Origin of the sequence: Chryseobacterium sp. JK1, from assembly GCF_050632815.1 — a bacterium.
Lineage (GTDB): Bacteria > Bacteroidota > Bacteroidia > Flavobacteriales > Weeksellaceae > Chryseobacterium.
In genome coordinates, this window is the sequence record NZ_JBODRU010000005.1 from 43,281 (window position 1) to 64,408 (window position 21,128).

The following is a 21,128-nucleotide window of genomic DNA, read 5'->3' on the forward strand; positions in this document are numbered from 1 at the left end:
TCAAATGACTTTATTAAGATCTTGCTTTCTGTTTTACATTTCCTAAAATATCCGGGAAATAAAGGTCTGCCAGATGATCAAATTCATCTCCTCTCATAAACATGGTAGCATCTACTTCTTCATAAGAACTTCTTCCTGCAGCTGCAATCAGCTCGTTACAGGTATGAAGTGTGTTTTTATGGAAATGATATACTCTTTCTGCCTTATCTGTTACATCAAGCCCTTTGATAAGCATTTTATCCTGTGTAGCTACTCCTGTAGGACAATTGTTTGTATTACATCTCAATGCCTGAATACATCCTAAAGAGAACATAAATCCTCGTGCATTGTTACACATATCAGCTCCCATTGAAATTGCTCTGAGGATATCAAGGCTGGTAAGAACTTTTCCACTCGCAATTACTCTTAATTTGTTTCTTACATTATAATTATTCAGAGTTCTGTTTACGAATATCAAAGCGGGCTCTAATGGCATCCCTACTCCATCTGAGAATTCTGGTGGTGCAGCTCCTGTTCCCCCTTCTGCTCCATCAATGGTAATAAAATCCGGGTAGATTTTCAGTACATTCATCTGTACGCAGATATCTTCAAATTCTTTGGTATCTCCTATACAAAGTTTAAATCCTATAGGCTTTCCTCCTGAAAGTTCCCTTAACTGCTGTACAAACCTCAGCAAACCTGCTGCATCAGAGAAAGAAGTATGTGATGGCGGAGAAATAACCGTCATTCCTGGTGTGACGTGACGAATAGCCGCAATTTCCGGTGTATTTTTCACTCCCGGTAATACTCCACCATGGCCCGGTTTTGCTCCTTGAGACAACTTGATCTCTACCATCTTCACATTCGGAAGATTTGAATATTTTGTAAATAATTCAGGATTGAATTTTCCTTCTTCATCACGGCATCCAAAATAACCTGTTCCGATCTGCCAGCAAAGGTCTCCACCTTCCATGTGGTGAGGTGAAATTCCTCCTTCTCCTGTATTATGATAAAAATTTCCTTTTTTGGCTCCTCTGTTCAATGAAATCTGAGCTCGGTCACTTAATGCTCCAAAACTCATTGCTGAGATATTAAACAATGAAGCATGATAAGGCTGAGTACACTGTTCTCCTCCTACCCATACTCTTGGAAGTTCTTCTGAAGGTGATTTTGCGTAAATGGAATGCTTTATTCCCTCATATTTTCTATGATTCACTTCAAGCTGTGTTCCAAATGCTACCGTATCACTTAGGTTTTTGGCTCTTCTATACACTGCAGAACGCTGATTTCTGGGAAATGGCTTCCCATCGGTTTCCCTTTCGATGAAATATTGCTGCATTTCCGGTGAAATACTTTCGAAAAAGTACCTGAAGTATCCCAACACCGGGAAGTTCCTCAAAATAGCATGTTTCGATTGGTAAGCATTGTACACACCCAATGCATAAATTGCGGATAACAGCGTAGGTATCCAGTAATGCGCTCTGATCAGCAGTGCTACAATCCACGTAGCAGCTACTAATACAATTCCCCAAGATAAAAACTTATCTCTCATGAATGTAGTATTTAAAAGTTTAAAAATAAAATTAGTGGAAATTTTGCAAAGAGCCTATGCTTTTGCTAAAAAATTTTGGTAAGAAGATTGCACTGAAACCGTGCCATCTGACAGGATTTTTTCTAAATTTAGAAATTCTATCTGGTTAACGGATGCCGCATCAAAGTCCTTTTGAACTCTCACATAGTTTTCTGTGAAACCGAACATTTTTCCGTCTTTATTTTCGTGCTCCCAAAGAACAGGAAGCGTTTTCCCAAGCTGGGTCTGATAAAATGCCATTTTCTTCTTTTCAGAAAGAATTCTCAACATTTTATTTCTTTTCTTTCTTTCCGCTACAGGAACGATTCCTTCCATACCGACAGCTTCTGTATTTTCTCTTTCAGAATAAGTAAATACGTGCAGATAAGTGATAGGAAGCTCGTTAAGGAAATTATAGGTTTCCATGAACTTTTCTTCTGTTTCTCCTGGAAATCCTACAATAACGTCTACACCAATAGCCGCATCAGGCATCACCTTGCGGATCTTGTTCACCCTGTCATTGTACAGTTTTGTCAGATAACGACGTTTCATTTTTTTCAACAAATCATCGCATCCAGACTGTAAAGGGATATGGAAATGCGGAACAAAGCTTCTGCTTTTAGAAACCAGTTCAATACTTTCGTCTTTAAGAAGGTTGGGCTCAATAGAAGAGATACGGATTCTTTCGATACCCTCTACTTTATCAAGTTCTGAGATCAGATCCAGAAAAGTATGTTCGTGTCTTTTATTTCCGAATTCGCCTTTTCCATAATCGCCGATATTAACCCCAGTAAGGACAATTTCTTTGATATCTCTAGCAGCAATTTCGGTGGCGTTTCTAAGAACATTCTCAATAGTATCCGAACGGGAGATTCCTCTTGCCAATGGAATGGTACAGTAAGTACATTTATAATCACATCCATCCTGCACTTTCAGGAAAGCTCGGGTTCTGTCTCCGATGGAATAACTTCCAATAAAGAAATCTGTTTCTTCAATTTCACAAGAATGAACGATTCCTTCGCTCTCAGATTTCTCCAAATCGTCCAGATAGCTAAGAATATTGAATTTTTCTTTAGCTCCCAAAACAAGATCTACACCCTCAATCTGTGAAATTTCTTCAGGTTTCAGCTGAGCATAGCATCCTACGATAACTACCAGTCCTTCCGGATTGGCTTTCATTGCTCTTTTCACGTGAAGTTTACATTCACGGTCAGCATTTTCAGTAACTGAACATGTATTAATAACATAGACATTAGCCTTTTCATCAAAGCTTACCTTATCATAACCTGCATCTGTCAATTGACGGGCAATAGTAGATGTTTCCGCAAAATTTAATTTGCAGCCAAGGGTATGAAACGCGGCAGTTCTATGAAAAGTAGACATGTAGTTACTCCTGAATTTTATGGGTGCAAAGATAGTAATTTTAATAACAACTCAATATTGATTCAATCTATTGTTTATATTCATCCTTAATTTCAGAACTATTTTGAAAGCAAACCGGTGATGAAGGCTCCTCAGATTCTTCTAAACCAGGGAATTTATTTTTCATTTCACTGTTGAATTCCTGAGATTTATTTCTGGCAATAGAAAGCGTGTTCCAATCTTCATTTTTCATCATCTTAGCGATATAAATAATTTGACCAACATGATATGGATAATGAGCCAATTGTCTGAAAACCGCATCAATCACAGAATGAGCCTCTCCTCTAATATAAATGGTAGCATGCAAATTCTCATCATTGATCTGATCAAGAGCTTCGAAAAGACATTTCCAGCCTTTCTCCCAATAATCAACGACTTCTTCTTTGGTCTTAAAAGTATTGACAAATTCCTCATCGCGATTACGCCACGATTTTTCTCCGTCTTCTGTTAGAAAATTCGTCCATCTGGAAAGCATATTTCCAGCGACATGCTTTATAATAATGGCGATAGAGTTACTTTCTTCATTATACTGCCAGAAAACCTGCTCGTCTGTCAGCTGACTGAAAGTCTTATCTCCCAGAGATTTATAATATTCAAAACGTTTTACGAAGAGATTTTTCATTTTTTTCTATTTTGATAACTAATGTAAAAAATTTTCAAAACAAAACCACTTCGTTTGAAGTGGTTTTATCTATGTGTTATATTTAGGTATTATTCTCTGTTTTTCACTAATACCCAACCTGTAAATTTGATTGGAGTATTTTTTTTATCATTCTCATTCCATGTTACAGAATACCAATAGGTTCCGGTAGGCACTCTTCTTCCGGACTGAGTTCCGTCCCATTTGTACCCATTAAGCTTATCTGCCTGGAAAATTTTACTTCCGTACCTGTCGTAGATATTCATGATCAGATTTTGTTTGTTTCCTAATGCGGAATAATCAATCACATCATTAATGCCGTCTGCATTTGGTGTAATCACGTTAACCAGATTAGGAACCACAATTACAACTTCAATAGGATCACAGTCATAAGCATCTTTTACCAATACTTTATGATCTCCTCTTGCAAGATTCTTGAAAACATTAGAATCCTGCCAGATAATATTATCCATGGAATATTTATAAGGCGGGGTTCCTCCTATTACTGATACTGTAACCGTATTGCTGGCAATATCTATTCCGGAAACAACCGGCTGCTCAGAAGGAAGAACTTTTACGGTCTGTGTTGTAATACATTCTCCGGTTTTCAGCTTCACCCAGTACATCCCGATTCCTGCTTTGATGGTTTGGGTGGTTGCCCCAGTGCTCCACTCATAGCTTTTAAATCCTGGTCCGGCGTCTAATATAGTCTGATCTTCAGCACAGATGGTCTGATCTTTAAGGATACTTGAGTACACAGGCTGAATCACTATTAAAGTAATCTTAGTGATACTGTAGCATCCCTGAGCATTGGAAACTCTAACATATACAACTCCATTAGGCGCTATATAGTTGGTTGCATTTAAAATTTCATTAGTCTGGCTAATGGCATCTGTCACAGAAGGATAATATTTTTTTGTCGGAAGTGGTGTCTGTTGTGGATAAACAGCAGCATTTGCAAGGTTGAACAGTGCTGTAGATGGATTAGTTTCAATAAAGCAAGATCTCAAAGTTGCTTCATTGACGGGCACCACAGGATGGAACTTTAACGTAATCTGAGCTATTGCACTGCATCCAAATTCAGAAATAACTTTTACATAAATAACCCCTTCTGCAGACACAAATGAAAGCGGAGTTGTAATTTCGTTGATTCCGGCATTCAAATCAGACATTGTTTGATAGTACCTCTTCGTTACATTTGTCCCGACAAAGACATCTGCTGTCGTAAGATCAAACAATGCTGTACCTGCATTATTGTTGTTACATTGTGTTAACGTTGCATTTTTTACCGTAATAGAACCGTCTTTAAATTTGAATTTGCCAACCTGTTTACATTTATTAAGAGGATTGGTTGCATTGGTAGGATCCGTATAATTGATGCTGTAATAGTAAGTGGTAGTTGTATTTACAGTTCTAGGAATAGTAATAGGATTACTCCCCGCCAAAGCATCATTTTGACTAAGGTGATAGCTTACACTGAAATTCTGGTTTCCATTAAGAATTCCTGCTGATAAAGTAGAAAAATCAAACAAAACTGTAGGAGAACAGATCACCACTTCTCTTGGATCTGCAGGATTGGCAGCGGGCACTCCCGGAGCAATGAAAGGGTAAATCTGAATAGTAGGATCTGTAAATGGAGAAGCTAATGTTGCTGTTCCACCCCAAGTCAGAGAAAACGGAGCTGTAGTACTGCTGGTACTGCTCACCCAGTTATCTATAAATAAATAGTATGTTTGTCCCGGTAATACATCCAAATATCGGCAATATGGAGTACTTGAACCTCCTGCAGCACTTAGAATCGTACTCGTCATGTTCAGCCCAGTTGCTGGCCCTGGACCAATAACTGTCGCCGCATTACAACGAATTGGAGCTCCTAAACTTCCGCAATTGACATTAGGGCCAAAAATAGCCCAGTCGTAATCCGCATCAGGGTTGTTTGGGAGAAGATCAAAGGTAAGGGTTCCACCTGTAGCAATTGTAATTTTATACCAAATTGAATTATGCTCACCACTCGAGTCTATACAGCTTCCCGAGTTCACCATTTCTTTAATATCTCCATATCCGATAGGATTATAGGTAATATTTGAATTTCCACATACTGCAAGAGCTGTAGCGCAGTCTGCCTGAGAATAATAGGTATGATATATGCACACAAGAAATAGTAGTAAAAGTTTTCTCATAGATCATATGTTTTGATGGTTATATCAGTTATAAATCTGTTGATAATCAACATACATCAAATATACCTATATTTTAATTACAAATAACAAAATCTATATAATTTTAAATTATTTTAAATTAAATAACAAAATGATTCAGAATATAACAACAATTAACACTATTTTATACTTGTGATGTTTCCGCAGAGATTTTCGAGGTGAAATATTTTATGGAAAGGACTTTTCACTTCCTTCAGATGTTCTTTATCCTGAATAAAAGTATATCTCGAGGCAATAGAATTCATGTCTGAAACGATCACCAGCCAGCATTCATCAACAGAAGTATCATAATAAGGAAATTTCTCGTTTTTCTTTTCAATAAGTTCCAGAATTTTCTCCGAACAAAGTTCATCAAATAGATTCATACTGTATTCATGGGTGATAAAGACATTTCTTCGATGGAAAGATTTCCTTATACTCTTTACACAACCGGTTGCCTTATTTTTTTTGATACTTTTATAAATACTGATGATATTTTCCTGCTGTACTTCTATTGTATCAAACTTGGTATCCGGATAGAATTCTAAAAAATAAACACCACGATATTTCGTAGTGTCTTCCTGTTCTAATAATATTTCTGCCTGACGGAACATTTTATTCAAAGTACTTTCTACTTTTTTCATTTCCAGATGGTTGATCACCTCGGTCAGTTCTATTCCGATTTTTTTGTCGTTCAGCTTTGCGATAAAGTCGGGACTTTCGCAGGTAAGGTTTTCGAATTTCACTTCAGGGAAGTGATGCATAAAAGAATTGAGAAGTAAGATTTCCGATTTCTTTCTATACTTTTCACGGTCATGAAGGGGAGATTCATCTATGGTACGGTGATATTTTTCTATGGGCTTTTTTTTCAAATGCCTGTTGAGGTAGTATAAACTCAGATTTTTAATCAGATCTTCATCCGAAAACGTCTTTTTCATGTGTGATTTTTTTATGGGATTAAAGAACACATGCAGCCTAGGGCTTTCATCGTTAAAAGTTTTTGATAATCAAAAATTTACATACTTAAAGATAAGTAAAAAAACTATTCAACACCTACTTTTAAAATTAATTTATTGATTAATTAATGTAAAGTTTATTTTCATTATTAATACCTTTGTTCCTTCTAACACAAATTAGCATCTATGGATTTTAGGAATTTCAAAATACCCTACAACATCAATCCCCAATATTCTAAAAAAACTGCCTATTTTTCGATGGAATTTGCCCTTGAGCAGGTACTTAAAATATACTCAGGCGGTCTCGGCTTTCTGGCAGGCTCTCATATGAGAAGCGCTTACAATCTGAAGCAGGACCTTATCGGAATTGGTATTTTATGGAAGTTCGGTTACTATGACCAAGCAAGAAATCATGACCAGACTCTACAACCAGTATGGACCAGAAAGTTATACAGCTTTCTTGAAGATACAGGAATAAAATTTCAAATCGAAATCCACAGTGCTCCAGTATGGGTAAAAGTATGGTATCTTGATCCTGAAATTTTCAATACAGCCCCAATGTTCTTTCTTTCGACAGACGTGCCAGAAAATGATCACGTCTCAAAAACCATCTGTCACAAACTGTATGATGCCAACGAATCTACAAAGCTTGCCCAATATATCTTATTAGGAAAAGGAGGGGCAAAATTGCTGGATGAAATGAACATCGAAAGAGATGTTTACCATCTTAATGAAGCTCATGGACTTCCCGCAGCATTTTATCTGTTGAAAAAATACAATGGCGACCTGAATAAAGTAAGAGAAAAACTGGTTTTCACGACCCATACTCCAGAAGAAGCAGGAAATGAAAAACATAGTTTCAGATTATGCTACGATATGTCTTACTTCTCTGGCTATAGCATGGAAGACGTGAAAAGCATTGAAGGAACAAACGATGACCGCTTCAATCACTCACTTTGCGCTCTGAAAATGGCAAGAATAGCCAACGGAGTTTCCCAGCTGCATGGTGTAGTTTCCAGAACAATGTGGAACAAATATCCGGGAATCTGCGAAATCACTTCTATTACCAACGCTCAGGAATTTAAATATTGGGCAGACAAACCTTTATACAATGCTAAAGACGAAAATAATGAAACCGTTTTCGACTATCGTAAAAAGCATTTGAAGAAAAAACTGTTCAGCATTGTAGCAGACCAGACTGGAAATCTTTTCAATCCTAATGTTTTCACAATTGTATGGGCAAGAAGGTTTGCTGGATACAAACGTGCAGATCTGCTTTTACACGATAAAGAAAGATTCTACAGACTTCTGAACAATCCAAAATATCCGGTACAGATTATCTGGGCAGGAAAGCCTTATCCAATGGATTATTCTGCCATTTCTACTTTCAATACTCTAGTTGAAGAAAGCAAGAACAATAAAAATATGGCCGTTCTTACAGGCTACGAGCTTTCATTAAGTAAATCTTTAAAACAAGGCTCGGATGTATGGCTGAACAATCCAAGAGTTCCAAGAGAAGCTTCTGGAACTTCCGGAATGACTGCAGCAATGAACGGTTCGGTAAATTTATCCACAGATGATGGATGGATTCCTGAGTTTGCAAAATCCGGAGAAAATTCTTTCGTAGTTCCCAAAGCTGATTATATGAATATGAGCATCTACGAACAGGATAATTATGACCTGAATAAGCTATACGAGCTTCTTGAAAATGAAATTCTCCCGATGTACTATGACCGTCCGGACCAATGGAGAAAAATCCAGTATACAGCAATGGACGATGTAAAACATCAGTTTAACAGTGATAGGATGGCGGATGAGTACTACAGAGTACTTTATAATGGGAAGAATTAACAACTAAAAAAAACTCCAAATAATCGTGAATGAACCCTAAAATTCATTACCATTATTTGATTTTTTTTTCAACATAGCAAAGCCCGGAAATTTCCGGGCTTTGCTATGTTGAGTTATTTACTTTTTTTATTTGTTGATACCTTCAAGCCTTTTTCTCTTGCTTCAGAAATTCCGATAGCAATCGCTTGTTTTCTGCTTGTCACTTTCTTTCCGGAAGAAGATTTCAGTTTTCCTTCCTTGAATTCATGCATCACTTTTCCTACTTTGTCCTGAGCTTTATCTGAATATTTAGTTTTGCTCATGATAAGATTTTTTTAAGGTTTTGGCAGGGATACCCCTAGTTCATATACGCAGGCATGCTTCAAATATTTTGAGCGCTCTCTTGAAGTTACCGATTCCAGGTGATCATTTTTAATCACTATAATCGGGTCTTCAATATTTTCAATCTCGAAATTGGCAAAATACCGTTCATCCGGACTGGTTTTATCATTTCTTGCTTTTATTTTCTGCAGTTCTTCAGCATATTTTCTAAATCCCGGATCAGAAGAATGGATAAATTTATATTCATCACCCGCAGATACATAGTAATGAAGCTTTTTTTCTATTAAGCCAGCCTCGTCAGTAACTTCGGGATTATCGTTTCCATCCTTAAAACCTACTTCTACCAATGTGCCACCTTTTTTATGAGCACATTCATCCGCATCTTTAAAACTGGAAAAACCTGTATAAACAATCCTATCGTTCAGTACATAACGGTTCAGTTTCTGGTTGAATGCATTCGTTTCCATAATTATTATTTGGTTTGATTATACTTTATGTCATTCAATTTTTTTGCCAAAAATCGTATTTGAAAAGCTTTTTAATACATTTTAATAAAATTATTATCTTTGAATTCCATTAATGTTAGAAATGAAAAAACTACTCTTAACTCTTACTGTAGCCGCAGTATTCCAAAATCTGTCAGCACAGGAAATCACTTTAGATAAAATATATTCAGGATATTACCGCGGAAAGGGCATTGCAGGAATCTCTTCCATGAAAAACGGAGAAAACTATCTTGTAATAGAACCCACAGGAATTGCAAAATATTCTTATAAAACCTCCCAAAAAGAAGGAAATATTGTTGACGGAAGATTTGAAAGCTATATATTTTCCGATGACGAATCCAAAATTCTTTTACAAACCGGAAGCCAGCCTATTTACAGACATTCTTTCTTAGGTAAGTTTGATGTAAAAGATTTAAAATCCGGAAAGACGATCAGTCTTAATGAAGGAAAAACAGTTCAGGAACCATCCTTCTCCCCTGATGCTACCAAAGTAGCCTTTATTTCAGACAACAATCTATTCTACCAGGACCTTACCTCTGGAAAAATTACCCAGATTACCAATGACGGGAAAAAGAATTTCATTCTTAATGGTTTGGCAGATTGGGTATACGAAGAAGAATTTGGACATGCCAAACAGTATGAATGGACCAAGAATTCCGACGCTATTGTATTTGTAAAATCAGATGAAAGTCAGGTTCCGGAAATCTACATTCCGATCTACGGGAAAAATCTTTATCCTGTTGAAATGCGTTACAAATACCCGAAAGCCGGTGAGAAAAACTCGGTAGTTTCGGCACAGTTATATCGTCTTGATACAGGAAAAATAATGCAGCTGAACCTGGGTTCTTTCAAGAATTATTATATTCCAAATGTATTCCAGACTGCAAAAGCGGACGAAATTGTCCTGATTACTTCTGAGAGAGTTCAGAATGCTTCGGATATCTTAAAAGTAAACACTAAAACAGGAGCCGTTCAGAAATTATTTACAGAAACAGATGACAAGTGGATCGATACAGACAGTCCTACTTTAGAATTCCTTGAAGATGATTCTTTCCTTTGGGCTTCTGAAAGAGACGGAAACCGCCACCTTTATTGGTATGATAAAGATGGGAAACTGAAAAAACAGATCACAAAAGGAAACTGGGAAGTAACCGATTATTATGGTTTCAATCCAAAATCAAAAGAAATTTACGTTCAGACGACTGAAAAAGGAAGTATCTACAAGGTTGTTTCCAAAGTGAATATTGAAAACGGAAAATCTCAGCTGATCTCTAATGCGGAAGGAAACAACTCGGCGAACTTCAGTAAAAACTATAATTATTTCATTGAAACCTCTTCATCTGCTGTAAAACCATACACTTATGTACTGAAAGACGGAAACGGAAAAACAGTTAAAGAACTTCAGAACAATAATGAACAGCTTCAAAAACTAAAAGCTGACAATTTTGCTGAAAAAGAATTCATTACCATCCCTAATGCAGTGGGAGATCAGATGAATGCATGGATTATGAAGCCTAAAAATTTTGATCCTAATAAAAAATATCCATTATTTATGTTCCAATATTCCGGGCCGGGATCTCAACAGGTTGCCAATTCATGGGATAACGGAAATGCAATGTGGTTCAACCATCTTGTACAGAAAGGATATATCGTTGCTTGTGTAGATGGTCGTGGTACGGGTTACAAAGGAGCGAAATACAAAAAAGTGACCTATATGAATTTAGGGAAATATGAGATTGAAGATCAGATCACTGCAGCCAAGTGGTTAGGAAACCAATCTTATATTGATAAAAGCAGAATCGGAATGTTCGGTTGGAGCTTCGGTGGTTATATGACCAGCCTGGCGATGACAAAAGGAGCAGATGTTTTCAAAGTGGGAATTGCTGTAGCACCAGTAACCAACTGGAGATATTATGATTCTGTATACACAGAAAGATTTATGAGAACTCCACAGGAAAATCCTGACGGATACGACAAAAATTCTCCTACAGAATATGCGAACCTGTTGAAAGGGAAATTCTTATTAATCCACGGAACAGCTGATGACAATGTTCATTTCCAAAACTCTATGGAATTCTCTGAAGCTTTGATTCAAAACAAAAAACAGTTTGATTTCATGGCTTATCCGGACAAAAACCATGGAATTTATGGTGGACAAACAAGACCACAACTGTATCAGAAAATGACGGACTTCATTGTAGAAAATTTATAAAAGTTCGATTCTATTATAATATAATAAAAGCCTTTCAGTTATTTGAAAGGCTTTTATATTTATTTCATTAATCGTTTCGGGATGTATTATTTATTTTATCAATTGAAATTAAAAACTTATTTTTGGGAAATTTGAAAATTGAATATATGAAGACTAAACATCCTAAAGGGCTGCCCTTTCTCTTTTTTACAGAAATGTGGGAGCGTTTCGGGTACTACCTGATTCTCGGAATCTTTGTACTGTATGTTATTGAGCCTACGGGCATGAAAGGCGGACTCGGACTGGCTGACAAAAAAGCTGATGATATTTTCGGAACCTACATAGCATTGACTTATTTAACTCCTTTCATTGGTGGTTTTTTGGCAGACAGAGTTTTAGGATATATTAAATCTATTTATATTGGAGGTTTTCTAATGGCTGCAGGATATATAGGAATGGGTGTTTTCAAAGACTTACCTCTATTCTATACTTCCCTGGCTTTAATTATTATCGGAAATGGTTTCTTCAAACCTACTATTTCAACATTATTGGGGAATCTTTATTCTGAGGAACCTTATAAAGCCAATAAGGATTCCGGATATAATATCTTCTATATGGGGATCAATATCGGGGCATTTATCTGTAACATTATTGCAGCCTTTATGCGTAATAAATTCGGTTGGGGTGAAGCCTTCATCACGGCTGGTGTTGGGATGTTGATTGGGATGGTTATTTTTACTATCGGAAGAAAGCATTACATCCATGCAGCACAGATGAAACCTGTACAGGAAGGCGATACCAAACTTTCTGAGATTATGCTTAAAGTATTCCTTCCAGCAATAGGTGCCGGTGCCATTGGTTGGTTCATGGGGGATATTTTTGGAAGCAGTCTTTTTGGAAGTGCCAGTACAGATGCCTTTATTTTTGCCTGTGTTCCTGTTATTTATTTCTATGCCTCACTTTACTTTAAAGCAAAACCGGAAGAGAAAGCTTCTATTGGAGCATTACTTTCTGTGTTTTTGATCAGTATGTTTTTCTGGGCGGTATTTAAGCAGAACGGAACCGCATTGACAAGATGGGCCAACTATTATACAGACCGAAGTGTTCCTGCTTCTTTAGAAAAACCTTTAGAAGGAATCTATATGGTAGACGGAAAGAGCTATGAAGATAAAGAAGTACCTGTTTATGATAATCAGTTCAGATCTCAAAAGGATGCCAAAGGAGATACCCAAAAAGAAACGGGTAAAGATGTTTATTTTAAAAATATTTCTCCTGAACAGCGTGCTGCTTTAGAAAAGAATCCAGAAAATAAAGTCTATTTATATAATACTGAGCTATTCCAGTCTATTAATCCATTCTGGGTTATTGCTTTAACGCCTATTGTTGTAGGATTCTGGGCTTTGTTGAGAAGAAAAGGGAAAGAACCTTTAACTCCTACAAAAATTGTATTGGGATTATTCATTTCAGGTTTATCCTGTCTGGTAATGGTTCTGGCTGTGATGGCCGGAGACAATGGAGCGGTAAAAGTTTCTCCGCTATGGCTGGTAGCCAGCTATGGAGTTATTACTGTGGGGGAACTTTGCTTATCTCCAATGGGACTTTCTTTCGTTTCCAAGCTTTCTCCTGCAAGAATTACGGCATTGATGATGGGAGGTTTCTTCCTTGCCAACTCTGTAGGAAACAAACTTTCGGGGATCCTGGCAAGTACATGGTATAGCTATGAAAACAAAACCAACTACTTCTTAGTGAACTTTGCTTTGTTAATATTTGCAACACTTTTGGGGCTTTCTATGTTGAAAAGACTGAACAAAATCATGAAAGAAAAAGGGCATTAATCCCTGATATTATAACGATTAGCAAGCTGCGGAATAGTTCCGCAGCTTTTTTGTTTAAAAATAAAATTAAAACCTTGCCAAAAACCTAAAATAAACTATATTTGTCAGTCTTAACAAAAATTAACAATAGAATGGATAATATTGAAGCATTAAGTCCGAAGCCGGATGAATTTGTAGAGAATAAGGGTTCCAGACATCCAAAGGGATTATGGGTTCTATTCGGAACTGAAATGTGGGAACGTTTCAACTTTTATGGGATGAGAGCATTGCTTACCTTATTTATGGTAAACTCGCTCTTGATGAAGGAGGCAGATGCGTCAATTATTTATGGAGGTTTCCTTGCTCTTTGTTATCTTACTCCAATGTTAGGAGGTTTTATCGCTGACAGATTCTTAGGAAACAGATACTGTATCCTTGTTGGAGGTACTTTAATGGCTATTGGTCAGTTCTTACTTTTCATCAGTGCCAGTACTTTTGGTGCAAGCTTAGGAAGTGCAACCATGATTATGTGGGTGGCATTAGGAGTGATCATTTTCGGTAATGGTTTCTTCAAACCCAACATTTCTTCAATGGTGGGAAGTCTTTATCCAAAACAGGAAAAATCAAAATTAGACTCTGCATTTACGATTTTCTATATGGGGATCAACCTGGGAGCTTTCTTAGGACAGCTGATCTGCCCAATCATCGGAGATGTAAAATCTGTTGATGGGATAAGAGATATCCATGCATTCAAATGGGGATTCTTAGCAGCTTCTATTGCTATGATGGTAGGAACACTTACGTTCTTATTCCTTAAAAATAAATATGTAGTAACGCCTAGCGGAAGACCTATCGGAGGACTTCCAAAAAACAATACCGCTGAAGACTTTGAAGAAGGAGAAGCACAGTCTGCTAAATTCTCAGGAAAATCAGTGGGAATTTCTGTTGTTATCTTCGCAGTATTAGGAGCTCTTTTCCACTTTGCTGCAGGACAGAACATCATCTACTCTCTGGTATACGCGAGTGGTATTGCATTAGCATTTCTAATCATGTCCGATTCTTCTCTTACTAAAATTGAAAGAGACAGAATCTGGGTAATTTATATCGTTTCATTCTTCGTTATTTTCTTCTGGGCTGCATTTGAGCAGGCAGGTTCATCATTAACTTTCATTGCTGATAACCAGACAGACAGACATTTCTTCGGATGGAATATGCCACCATCTATGGTACAGATCTTCAACGGAATTTTCGTTGTTGCATTAGCAGTACCATTCAGTATCCTTTGGGATAAATTGAGAAGCAGAGGAAAAGAACCTGTATCTCCATTCAAACAAGCGATGGGATTGGCTTTAATTGCTCTTTCTTATTTCATTATTGCACACAACGTAAAAGATCTTGGCAGCCATGGACTTCTAGCTGTTAAATGGTTAATTTTACTATATTTCATCCAAACTTGTGGTGAGCTTTGTCTTTCTCCAATCGGACTTTCTCTGGTAGGTAAACTAGCTCCAAAAAGATTCGCTTCATTATTATATGGAGTATTCTTTATTGCTAACGCGGCTGGTTATGCATTGGCAGGAACACTTGGTTCCATCTTACCGGCAACAGGTGATAAGTTTGAAGCAGCACAAAAAATAGGTGTAAGTCTTCAGGATGTTTTAGATAAAAAAGTAACGTTGACAGCAGATCAGGTTACAGCTTTCGAAAAGGCTCAGCTACCGTTACACAATCCTACTTTTGCAGGATTTGAAATCCACAACCTATTCGAATTCTTTATGGTATTCGTTGTACTTTGTGGAATTGCTTCTGTAATTTTAGCTTTAATTTCTCCAATCTTAAAGAAAATGATGCACGGTGTAAACTAATTGTATCAACAAAATATAATAAAACCTCTGCTAAGTCAGAGGTTTTTTTTATTTTCGTACGATGGAAATCTCTGAAGATTCTTTGTTCCAATCCGTAAAGGAAATCATTAGACAGTCGCGCGAAAAAGTGTTTCGGATAGCGAATTCTACTCTACTGCTTACCTACTGGCAGATTGGAAAACTGATTGTAGAAAATGAACAGCAAGGAAAAGAACGTGCAGAATATGGAAAATACACATTAAGAAACCTCTCGCAAAAGCTTACCTTAGAATTCGGGAAAGGCTTTGATGAAAGTAATCTTAGAAATATGCGCTCTTTCTATCATGTGTTTCCAATATGTGACGCATTGCGTCACGAATTGAGCTGGACTCATTACAGAATCCTGATAAGACTTGATAATTCTGAAAAAATAAATTATTACATCAATGAATCTATACAAAATAATTGGAATTACAGAGATCTTAAAAGACAGATCAGCTCCCTCGCCTACGAACGAGTTTTAAAACATAAAAAATCTTCTACTGAAAATATTCACAGTGTTTTAAAAGATCCTTATATCTTTGAATTCCTTGGTTTAAAAGCAAACGAACAGTTTTCAGAAAAGGAAATTGAAACTGCCATTATTGACCATATTCAGAAATTTTTACTAGAGTTCGGGAAAGGATTTGCCTTTGTCTCCAGACAGCAACATATTTCTACCGATACCTCAGATTTTTACATTGATCTGGTTTTCTATAATTATATTTTAAAATGTTTTGTCATTATTGACTTAAAAACCGGAGAGCTTTCTCATCAGGACATCGGCCAGATTGATATGTATGTACGAATGTATGATGATCTGAAGCGAGGTGAAGGAGATAACCCTACCATCGGAATTTTATTATGTTCGGAAAAGGACGAAACGATCGTAAAGTATTCGGTTCTTAATGATCAAAATAACTTATTTGCAAGCAAATACTTACTGTATCTCCCAAAAGAAGAAGAATTAAAACAAATCATTGATCAGGACAGAATGCGTTTTGAACTTGATCAGGAAAATAAAACCCCTTAATTAAAATTTAATCATATATCATTATGAGCTTAACTTTAGATGAAATACAAGATTTCAAAGGAAAATACCCTAGGCAGATCTGGAGCCTTTTTTTCTCTGAAATGTGGGAACGTTTCTGTTTCTACGGAATGCGTGGAATGCTGGTTTTCTTTATGATCTCACAGCTCAATTTCCATGAAAAAGAAGCTAACCTTCAGTACGGAGCTACTCAAGCTTTTGTATATGCCTTCACTTTTATAGGTGGACTTTTTGCTGACAAAATCTTAGGATTCAGAAAATCCCTGTTTTGGGGAGGGCTTCTGATGATTGTAGGAAGTTTGATTCTTGCAACAGATCCTCATAAATTCTTTTTCTTAGGAATAGCCTTCACCGTCGTGGGTACCGGTTTTTTTAAACCCAATATTTCATCAATGGTAGGGCAGCTTTACAAACCTAACGATTCAAGAGCTGATGCTGGGTTTTCACTTTTCTACGCGGGAATTAACCTAGGAGCTTTATTAGGTGGTTACCTTTGTATTGCAATTGGTAAAGGTGAATTCTTAGGCAACATCATTGCAGAAGAGATGAGGTGGCATATCGCCTTTGGACTTGCATCCATTGTAATGGTAGTCAGTTTGATCAATTTCGTATTTACCCAAAGAACGCTCGGAACCATTGGTTTACAGCCAGGGCATCCCTTAGCAGAAGTAAAAACAGCTCCAATTCCAAAGTGGAAAGAATATGGAGTGTACGTTTTATCATTAGTCTTTGTACCTATCATTATGACCATGGTTGCCAAGACAGAATACACTGATTATTTTATGTGGACAATCGGGCCATTAACCCTGATCTATTTATTCTATGAAATGTCTAAAGTAACAGCTTCAGAACGTAAAAAACTTTGGGCAGCTTTGGTTTTTATTATATTTTCAATCATATTCTGGGGAATCTATGAACAAAGTGGAGGCTCCTTGAGTATTTTTGCGGCCAAGAATCTTAACAAAGATCTTTTAGGATTAGACCCGAATGGAGTAAATAACTCAGGTGGAGCTTTCTTCATTATTTTCCTTGCACCGCTTATCGGGCTTCTTTGGATTTGGTTGAATAAAAGAAAAATTGAACCAAATACCATTATCAAATTTGGTTTAGGATTTATTTTCTTAGGGCTAGGATATTATGTTTTATTTGCTACCCGTTTGTTTGCAGATCTTCAAGGAATTACTTCATTGAACTTTTTCACTCTAGCACTTTTGATCATTACTCTAGGAGAGCTATGCCTCTCTCCCATCGGATTATCGATCATGACCAAGCTTTCTACTAAAAATCTTCAGGGAATGATGATGGGAATGTGGTTCCTTGCTTCAGCCTACGGACAATATGTAGCTGGGATCATTGGAGCGAGTCTTGCCACCTCAAAAGAAGGTTCTACCAACTATGATGCTTTGATCACTTACACCGATGGATATAAACAATTAGGTTTATATGCGGTAATTGCCGGAGTTGTATTAATTTTGATATCTCCTTTCGTGAAAAAATTAATGCAGGATGTAAAATAGAAAATAAGCAATTATGCTTATTTTTACATAAATATCACAATATGAAAAAAATTTTAAGCATAGTATTCTTATTATCATTATTCAATTTCAGTTTTGCCCAGGTAAAATGGATGACTATTGAAGAAGCTTTAAAAGCTCAGAAAGAAAGTCCAAAGAAAATTCTTATCGATTTTTATGCGGATTGGTGTGGGCCCTGCAAAATCATGGAGAAAAAAACCTATGGACATGCTGTAATTGCACAGATTTTAAATGAGAATTACTATCCTGTAAAATTTAATGCCGAAGAAAAAAAAGATATTGAAATTTTTGGAAGAACCTTTTCCAATCCTAATACAGAACATAAAAAAGGGAAAAACTCATTACATGAATTCACTCAATATATGAATGTAGGTGCAGTACCCAGTACTGTTTTTCTGGATGAAAACGGAGGTCCAATCACTATTTTACAAGGTGAACTTTCCGCAAAAGAACTGGAGCCTTATCTGGAACTGATCTCAAAAGATTTGTTTAAAAAGATTAAGACCAGAGAACAGTGGGAAGATTATCAGAAAAAATTCAAATCTAAAATTAAAGAGTAATCAAAGTTTCAAAATCCCGGTTTACGGATATGATTCTGAAATTTTACCATACAGACTTCCAATTTTTTTGGAAGTCTTTTTTATTTTACCGAAATTCGAACCTTTGTTTTTTCATTCAAAACCCGGATTTGCAAAACCCGGGAGATTACACCAAAAATGACTTTAGAAACCTCCATAGAATACGTAAAAGGAATAGGTCCGGAAAGAGCCAAACTCATTAAAAGTGTGCTAGGCTTGTCTACTGTAGAAGATATGTTGAACTTCTACCCTCTCCGCTATCTGGATAAGAGTAAAATTTATACCGTTTCTCAGCTTACAGAAGAAAGCAGCCAGGAAATACAGTTAAAAGGACGAATTACCCAGGTACAGGAAATACAGACCGGAAAAACCAAGAGATTGTCAGCCAAATTCAATGATGAAACCGGAAGCATGGAGCTTGTATGGTTTCAATATTCTAAATGGCTGAAAGAACAGCTTCCTATCAATAAAGAGGTTTATATTTTTGGTAAAATCAATGTTTTCAACCAGAAATTTTCAATGCCTCATCCTGAAATTGAAGCGGAGGAAAAAAAAGAAGGCGACACCCGTCTGAAACCTATTTATCCAAGTTCTGAAAAGCTTACTAAAAGAGGTCTTGGGCAACGTTTTTTTCAAAATGCATTACGAAATATCTGCAGGGAGATTCCTAACCTTATAGAAGAAAATTTTCCGGAGTATTTGATGAAGACATTCCAGTTTATGTCCAGACAGCATGCCTTTCTGAATGTACACTTTCCAAAAGATACGGAACATTTTGATAAAGCAGATTTCCGTTTAAAATTTGAAGAATCATTCTTTTTTCAATTGGGATATGGCTTAAAAAAACTCCATCATAAAACGCAGTCTTACGGCAATCCTTTCCCTATTATCGGAGATCATTTCAATGATTTTTATGAAAATCACCTTCCCTTTGATCTTACCAATGCTCAGAAAAGAGTTTTAAAGGAAATCCGGATGGATATGAAAAGGCCTATTCAGATGAACAGACTTCTACAGGGAGATGTAGGTTCCGGAAAAACAATGGTTGCCTTACTTACCATGCTTATTGCCATGGACAATGGTTTTCAAAGCTGCCTGATGGCTCCTACAGAAATTCTCGCTCAGCAACATTATAATGGAATTAAAGAGTTACTGGAAAAAACCGGGATTAATATCCGCCTGCTGACAGGGTCTACAAAAGCTGCAGAAAGGCGTATTATCCACGAAGAGCTCGAAAACGGCACCCTTTCTTTTCTGGTAGGAACCCATGCTGTATTGGAGGATAAAGTAAAATTTAAGAACCTGGGGCTAGCCATCATTGATGAGCAGCATCGTTTTGGGGTAGCACAGCGAGCCAAGCTTTGGGCTAAGAATAAAATACCTCCTCATATTCTGGTTATGACGGCAACTCCTATCCCAAGAACGCTGGCAATGAGCTTTTACTCAGACCTTGATGTTTCTGTGATTGATGAAATGCCTGTAGGAAGAAAACCTATCATCACTGCTCACAGACGTGAAAAAGACAGAGCAGATGTTTACAATTTCTGCCGGGACGAAATAAAGAAAGGAAGGCAGATTTATTTTGTATACCCACTTATTGAAGAATCCGAAACATTAGATTACAAAAATCTTGTGGAAGGACTGGAACACGTGATGGATTATTTTTCTGATTATAACGTGACTATGCTGCACGGAAAGATGAAGCCGGACGAAAAAGATGCTGCAATGGCATATTTCGCTTCAGGGAAAGCAGAAATCATGGTTGCTACAACAGTAATTGAAGTGGGAGTAAATGTGCCCAATGCTTCTGTAATGGTTATCGAAAGTTCCGAAAGATTTGGTCTCTCACAGCTTCACCAGCTTAGAGGGCGTGTAGGAAGAGGTGCTGAACAAAGTTACTGTATTCTGATGACTTCAGATAAGCTATCCAAAGAAAGCAGAACCCGTATCAAAACCATGACGGAAACCAATGACGGTTTTAAAATTTCTGAAGTTGATATGCAGCTCCGTGGTCCAGGTGATATTCTGGGAACACAGCAAAGCGGTGTTGTAGATTTTAAAAGGTTGGATCTCGTGAATGATTCAGCCATTATTAAAACAACCAAAAATACGGTTGAAAAAATTCTGGAAGCCGATCCTATGTTATCAAGACCAGATAATATGGTGATCAAAAATTACTATATACGATACTATAAAGGAAAAAATAAGTGGAGTAAAATTTCATAAAAAAACCGCAGAAAAAAATTTCCTGCGGCCCCCTTATAAAACTGTTATTTAGAAGAAATTACTTTTGGTCTGTTTAAAAAATTTATTTTAATAGTTCAGGCTTAATATTTTGTGATGTGGTGTGAAAATATTTATCTATTATTTGAATAAGCTAAACCCTAACTATTAAAATAAATTATAAAAAACAAAATGAATTATTTTTCCAACTTGCTTATTATAAAAACTAACTGTGTTCAGGTGGAGGTGAGGGAATGAAACGAATAAAAATACCTCCAACTGCTTTGAGTTTTCATGATTGTACCGTTTTGTTTAAAGATCTTCTATGCTTTATAATTGGAAATAGTATAATTCATTTTGTTAACTAACATCGTGATTTATATAATATTTTATTCTTTAGAAATAATACT

Annotated in this window: 15 protein-coding genes; 8 read left to right on the top strand and 7 right to left on the bottom strand. The window is 36.7% G+C overall.

Annotation, left to right across the window (positions count from 1 at the left end; all coding sequences use genetic code 11):
• Window positions 1-13: 13 nt before the first annotated feature.
• The 5 genes from ACQ76T_RS20685 to ACQ76T_RS20705 form a co-directional block, all read right to left on the bottom strand.
• Window positions 14-1,531: an FMN-binding glutamate synthase family protein gene (locus ACQ76T_RS20685; RefSeq protein WP_431345124.1), complete on the bottom strand. Its 1,518-nt coding sequence runs from the start codon at window positions 1,529-1,531 to the stop codon at window positions 14-16.
• A gap of 54 nt (window positions 1,532-1,585) precedes the next feature.
• Window positions 1,586-2,932: a tRNA (N(6)-L-threonylcarbamoyladenosine(37)-C(2))-methylthiotransferase MtaB gene (mtaB, locus tag ACQ76T_RS20690; RefSeq protein ID WP_431345125.1), complete on the bottom strand. Its 1,347-nt coding sequence runs from the start codon at window positions 2,930-2,932 to the stop codon at window positions 1,586-1,588.
• 67 nt (window positions 2,933-2,999) lie between these two features.
• A complete protein-coding gene (locus ACQ76T_RS20695) occupies window positions 3,000-3,593 on the bottom strand; it encodes a DUF1572 family protein (RefSeq protein WP_431345126.1) in 594 nt (197 codons plus the stop codon).
• 89 nt (window positions 3,594-3,682) lie between these two features.
• Window positions 3,683-5,791 carry a T9SS type B sorting domain-containing protein gene (locus ACQ76T_RS20700; protein WP_431345127.1) on the bottom strand — a complete coding sequence of 703 codons (2,109 nt, stop codon included), beginning with the start codon at window positions 5,789-5,791 and terminating at the stop codon, window positions 3,683-3,685.
• 158 nt (window positions 5,792-5,949) lie between these two features.
• Window positions 5,950-6,747 carry a hypothetical protein gene (locus tag ACQ76T_RS20705; protein ID WP_431345128.1) on the bottom strand — a complete coding sequence of 266 codons (798 nt, stop codon included), beginning with the start codon at window positions 6,745-6,747 and terminating at the stop codon, window positions 5,950-5,952.
• Window positions 6,748-6,951: 204 nt separating this feature from the next.
• Between ACQ76T_RS20705 and glgP the strand changes: the two genes are divergently transcribed.
• The gene (glgP, locus tag ACQ76T_RS20710; RefSeq protein WP_431345129.1) at window positions 6,952-8,616 is read left to right on the top strand and encodes an alpha-glucan family phosphorylase; all 1,665 of its coding nucleotides are present in this window, start codon (window positions 6,952-6,954) and stop codon (window positions 8,614-8,616) included.
• A 113-nt stretch (window positions 8,617-8,729) separates the two neighbouring features.
• Here the strand turns inward: glgP and ACQ76T_RS20715 are convergent, their stop codons facing one another.
• Window positions 8,730-8,918: a DUF6496 domain-containing protein gene (locus tag ACQ76T_RS20715; RefSeq protein WP_431345130.1), complete on the bottom strand. Its 189-nt coding sequence runs from the start codon at window positions 8,916-8,918 to the stop codon at window positions 8,730-8,732.
• Between the two features lie 12 nt (window positions 8,919-8,930).
• Complete coding sequence (locus ACQ76T_RS20720) at window positions 8,931-9,404, bottom strand: hypothetical protein (protein ID WP_431345131.1); 474 nt, start codon at window positions 9,402-9,404, stop codon at window positions 8,931-8,933.
• Window positions 9,405-9,525: 121 nt separating this feature from the next.
• Here ACQ76T_RS20720 and ACQ76T_RS20725 point away from each other — a divergent pair, with 121 nt between their 5' ends.
• From ACQ76T_RS20725 to recG, 7 genes are all read left to right on the top strand, one after another.
• The gene (locus ACQ76T_RS20725) at window positions 9,526-11,655 is read left to right on the top strand and encodes a S9 family peptidase (protein WP_431345132.1); all 2,130 of its coding nucleotides are present in this window, start codon (window positions 9,526-9,528) and stop codon (window positions 11,653-11,655) included.
• A 146-nt stretch (window positions 11,656-11,801) separates the two neighbouring features.
• Window positions 11,802-13,469 carry a peptide MFS transporter gene (locus ACQ76T_RS20730; protein ID WP_431345133.1) on the top strand — a complete coding sequence of 556 codons (1,668 nt, stop codon included), beginning with the start codon at window positions 11,802-11,804 and terminating at the stop codon, window positions 13,467-13,469.
• A gap of 131 nt (window positions 13,470-13,600) precedes the next feature.
• Window positions 13,601-15,313, top strand: coding sequence for a peptide MFS transporter (locus ACQ76T_RS20735; protein WP_431345134.1), 1,713 nt, complete (start codon window positions 13,601-13,603; stop codon window positions 15,311-15,313).
• 61 nt (window positions 15,314-15,374) lie between these two features.
• Window positions 15,375-16,364, top strand: a complete 990-nt coding sequence (locus ACQ76T_RS20740) for a PDDEXK nuclease domain-containing protein (RefSeq protein ID WP_431345135.1) — start codon at window positions 15,375-15,377, stop codon at window positions 16,362-16,364.
• A gap of 23 nt (window positions 16,365-16,387) precedes the next feature.
• Window positions 16,388-17,899 (top strand): peptide MFS transporter, encoded by a 1,512-nt coding sequence (locus ACQ76T_RS20745; RefSeq protein WP_431345136.1) that lies wholly within the window; start codon window positions 16,388-16,390, stop codon window positions 17,897-17,899.
• A 41-nt stretch (window positions 17,900-17,940) separates the two neighbouring features.
• Window positions 17,941-18,477, top strand: a complete 537-nt coding sequence (locus tag ACQ76T_RS20750; protein WP_431345137.1) for a thioredoxin family protein — start codon at window positions 17,941-17,943, stop codon at window positions 18,475-18,477.
• A gap of 144 nt (window positions 18,478-18,621) precedes the next feature.
• A complete protein-coding gene (gene recG, locus ACQ76T_RS20755; RefSeq protein WP_431345332.1) occupies window positions 18,622-20,721 on the top strand; it encodes an ATP-dependent DNA helicase RecG in 2,100 nt (699 codons plus the stop codon).
• The last annotated feature ends 407 nt before the right edge of the window (window positions 20,722-21,128 follow it).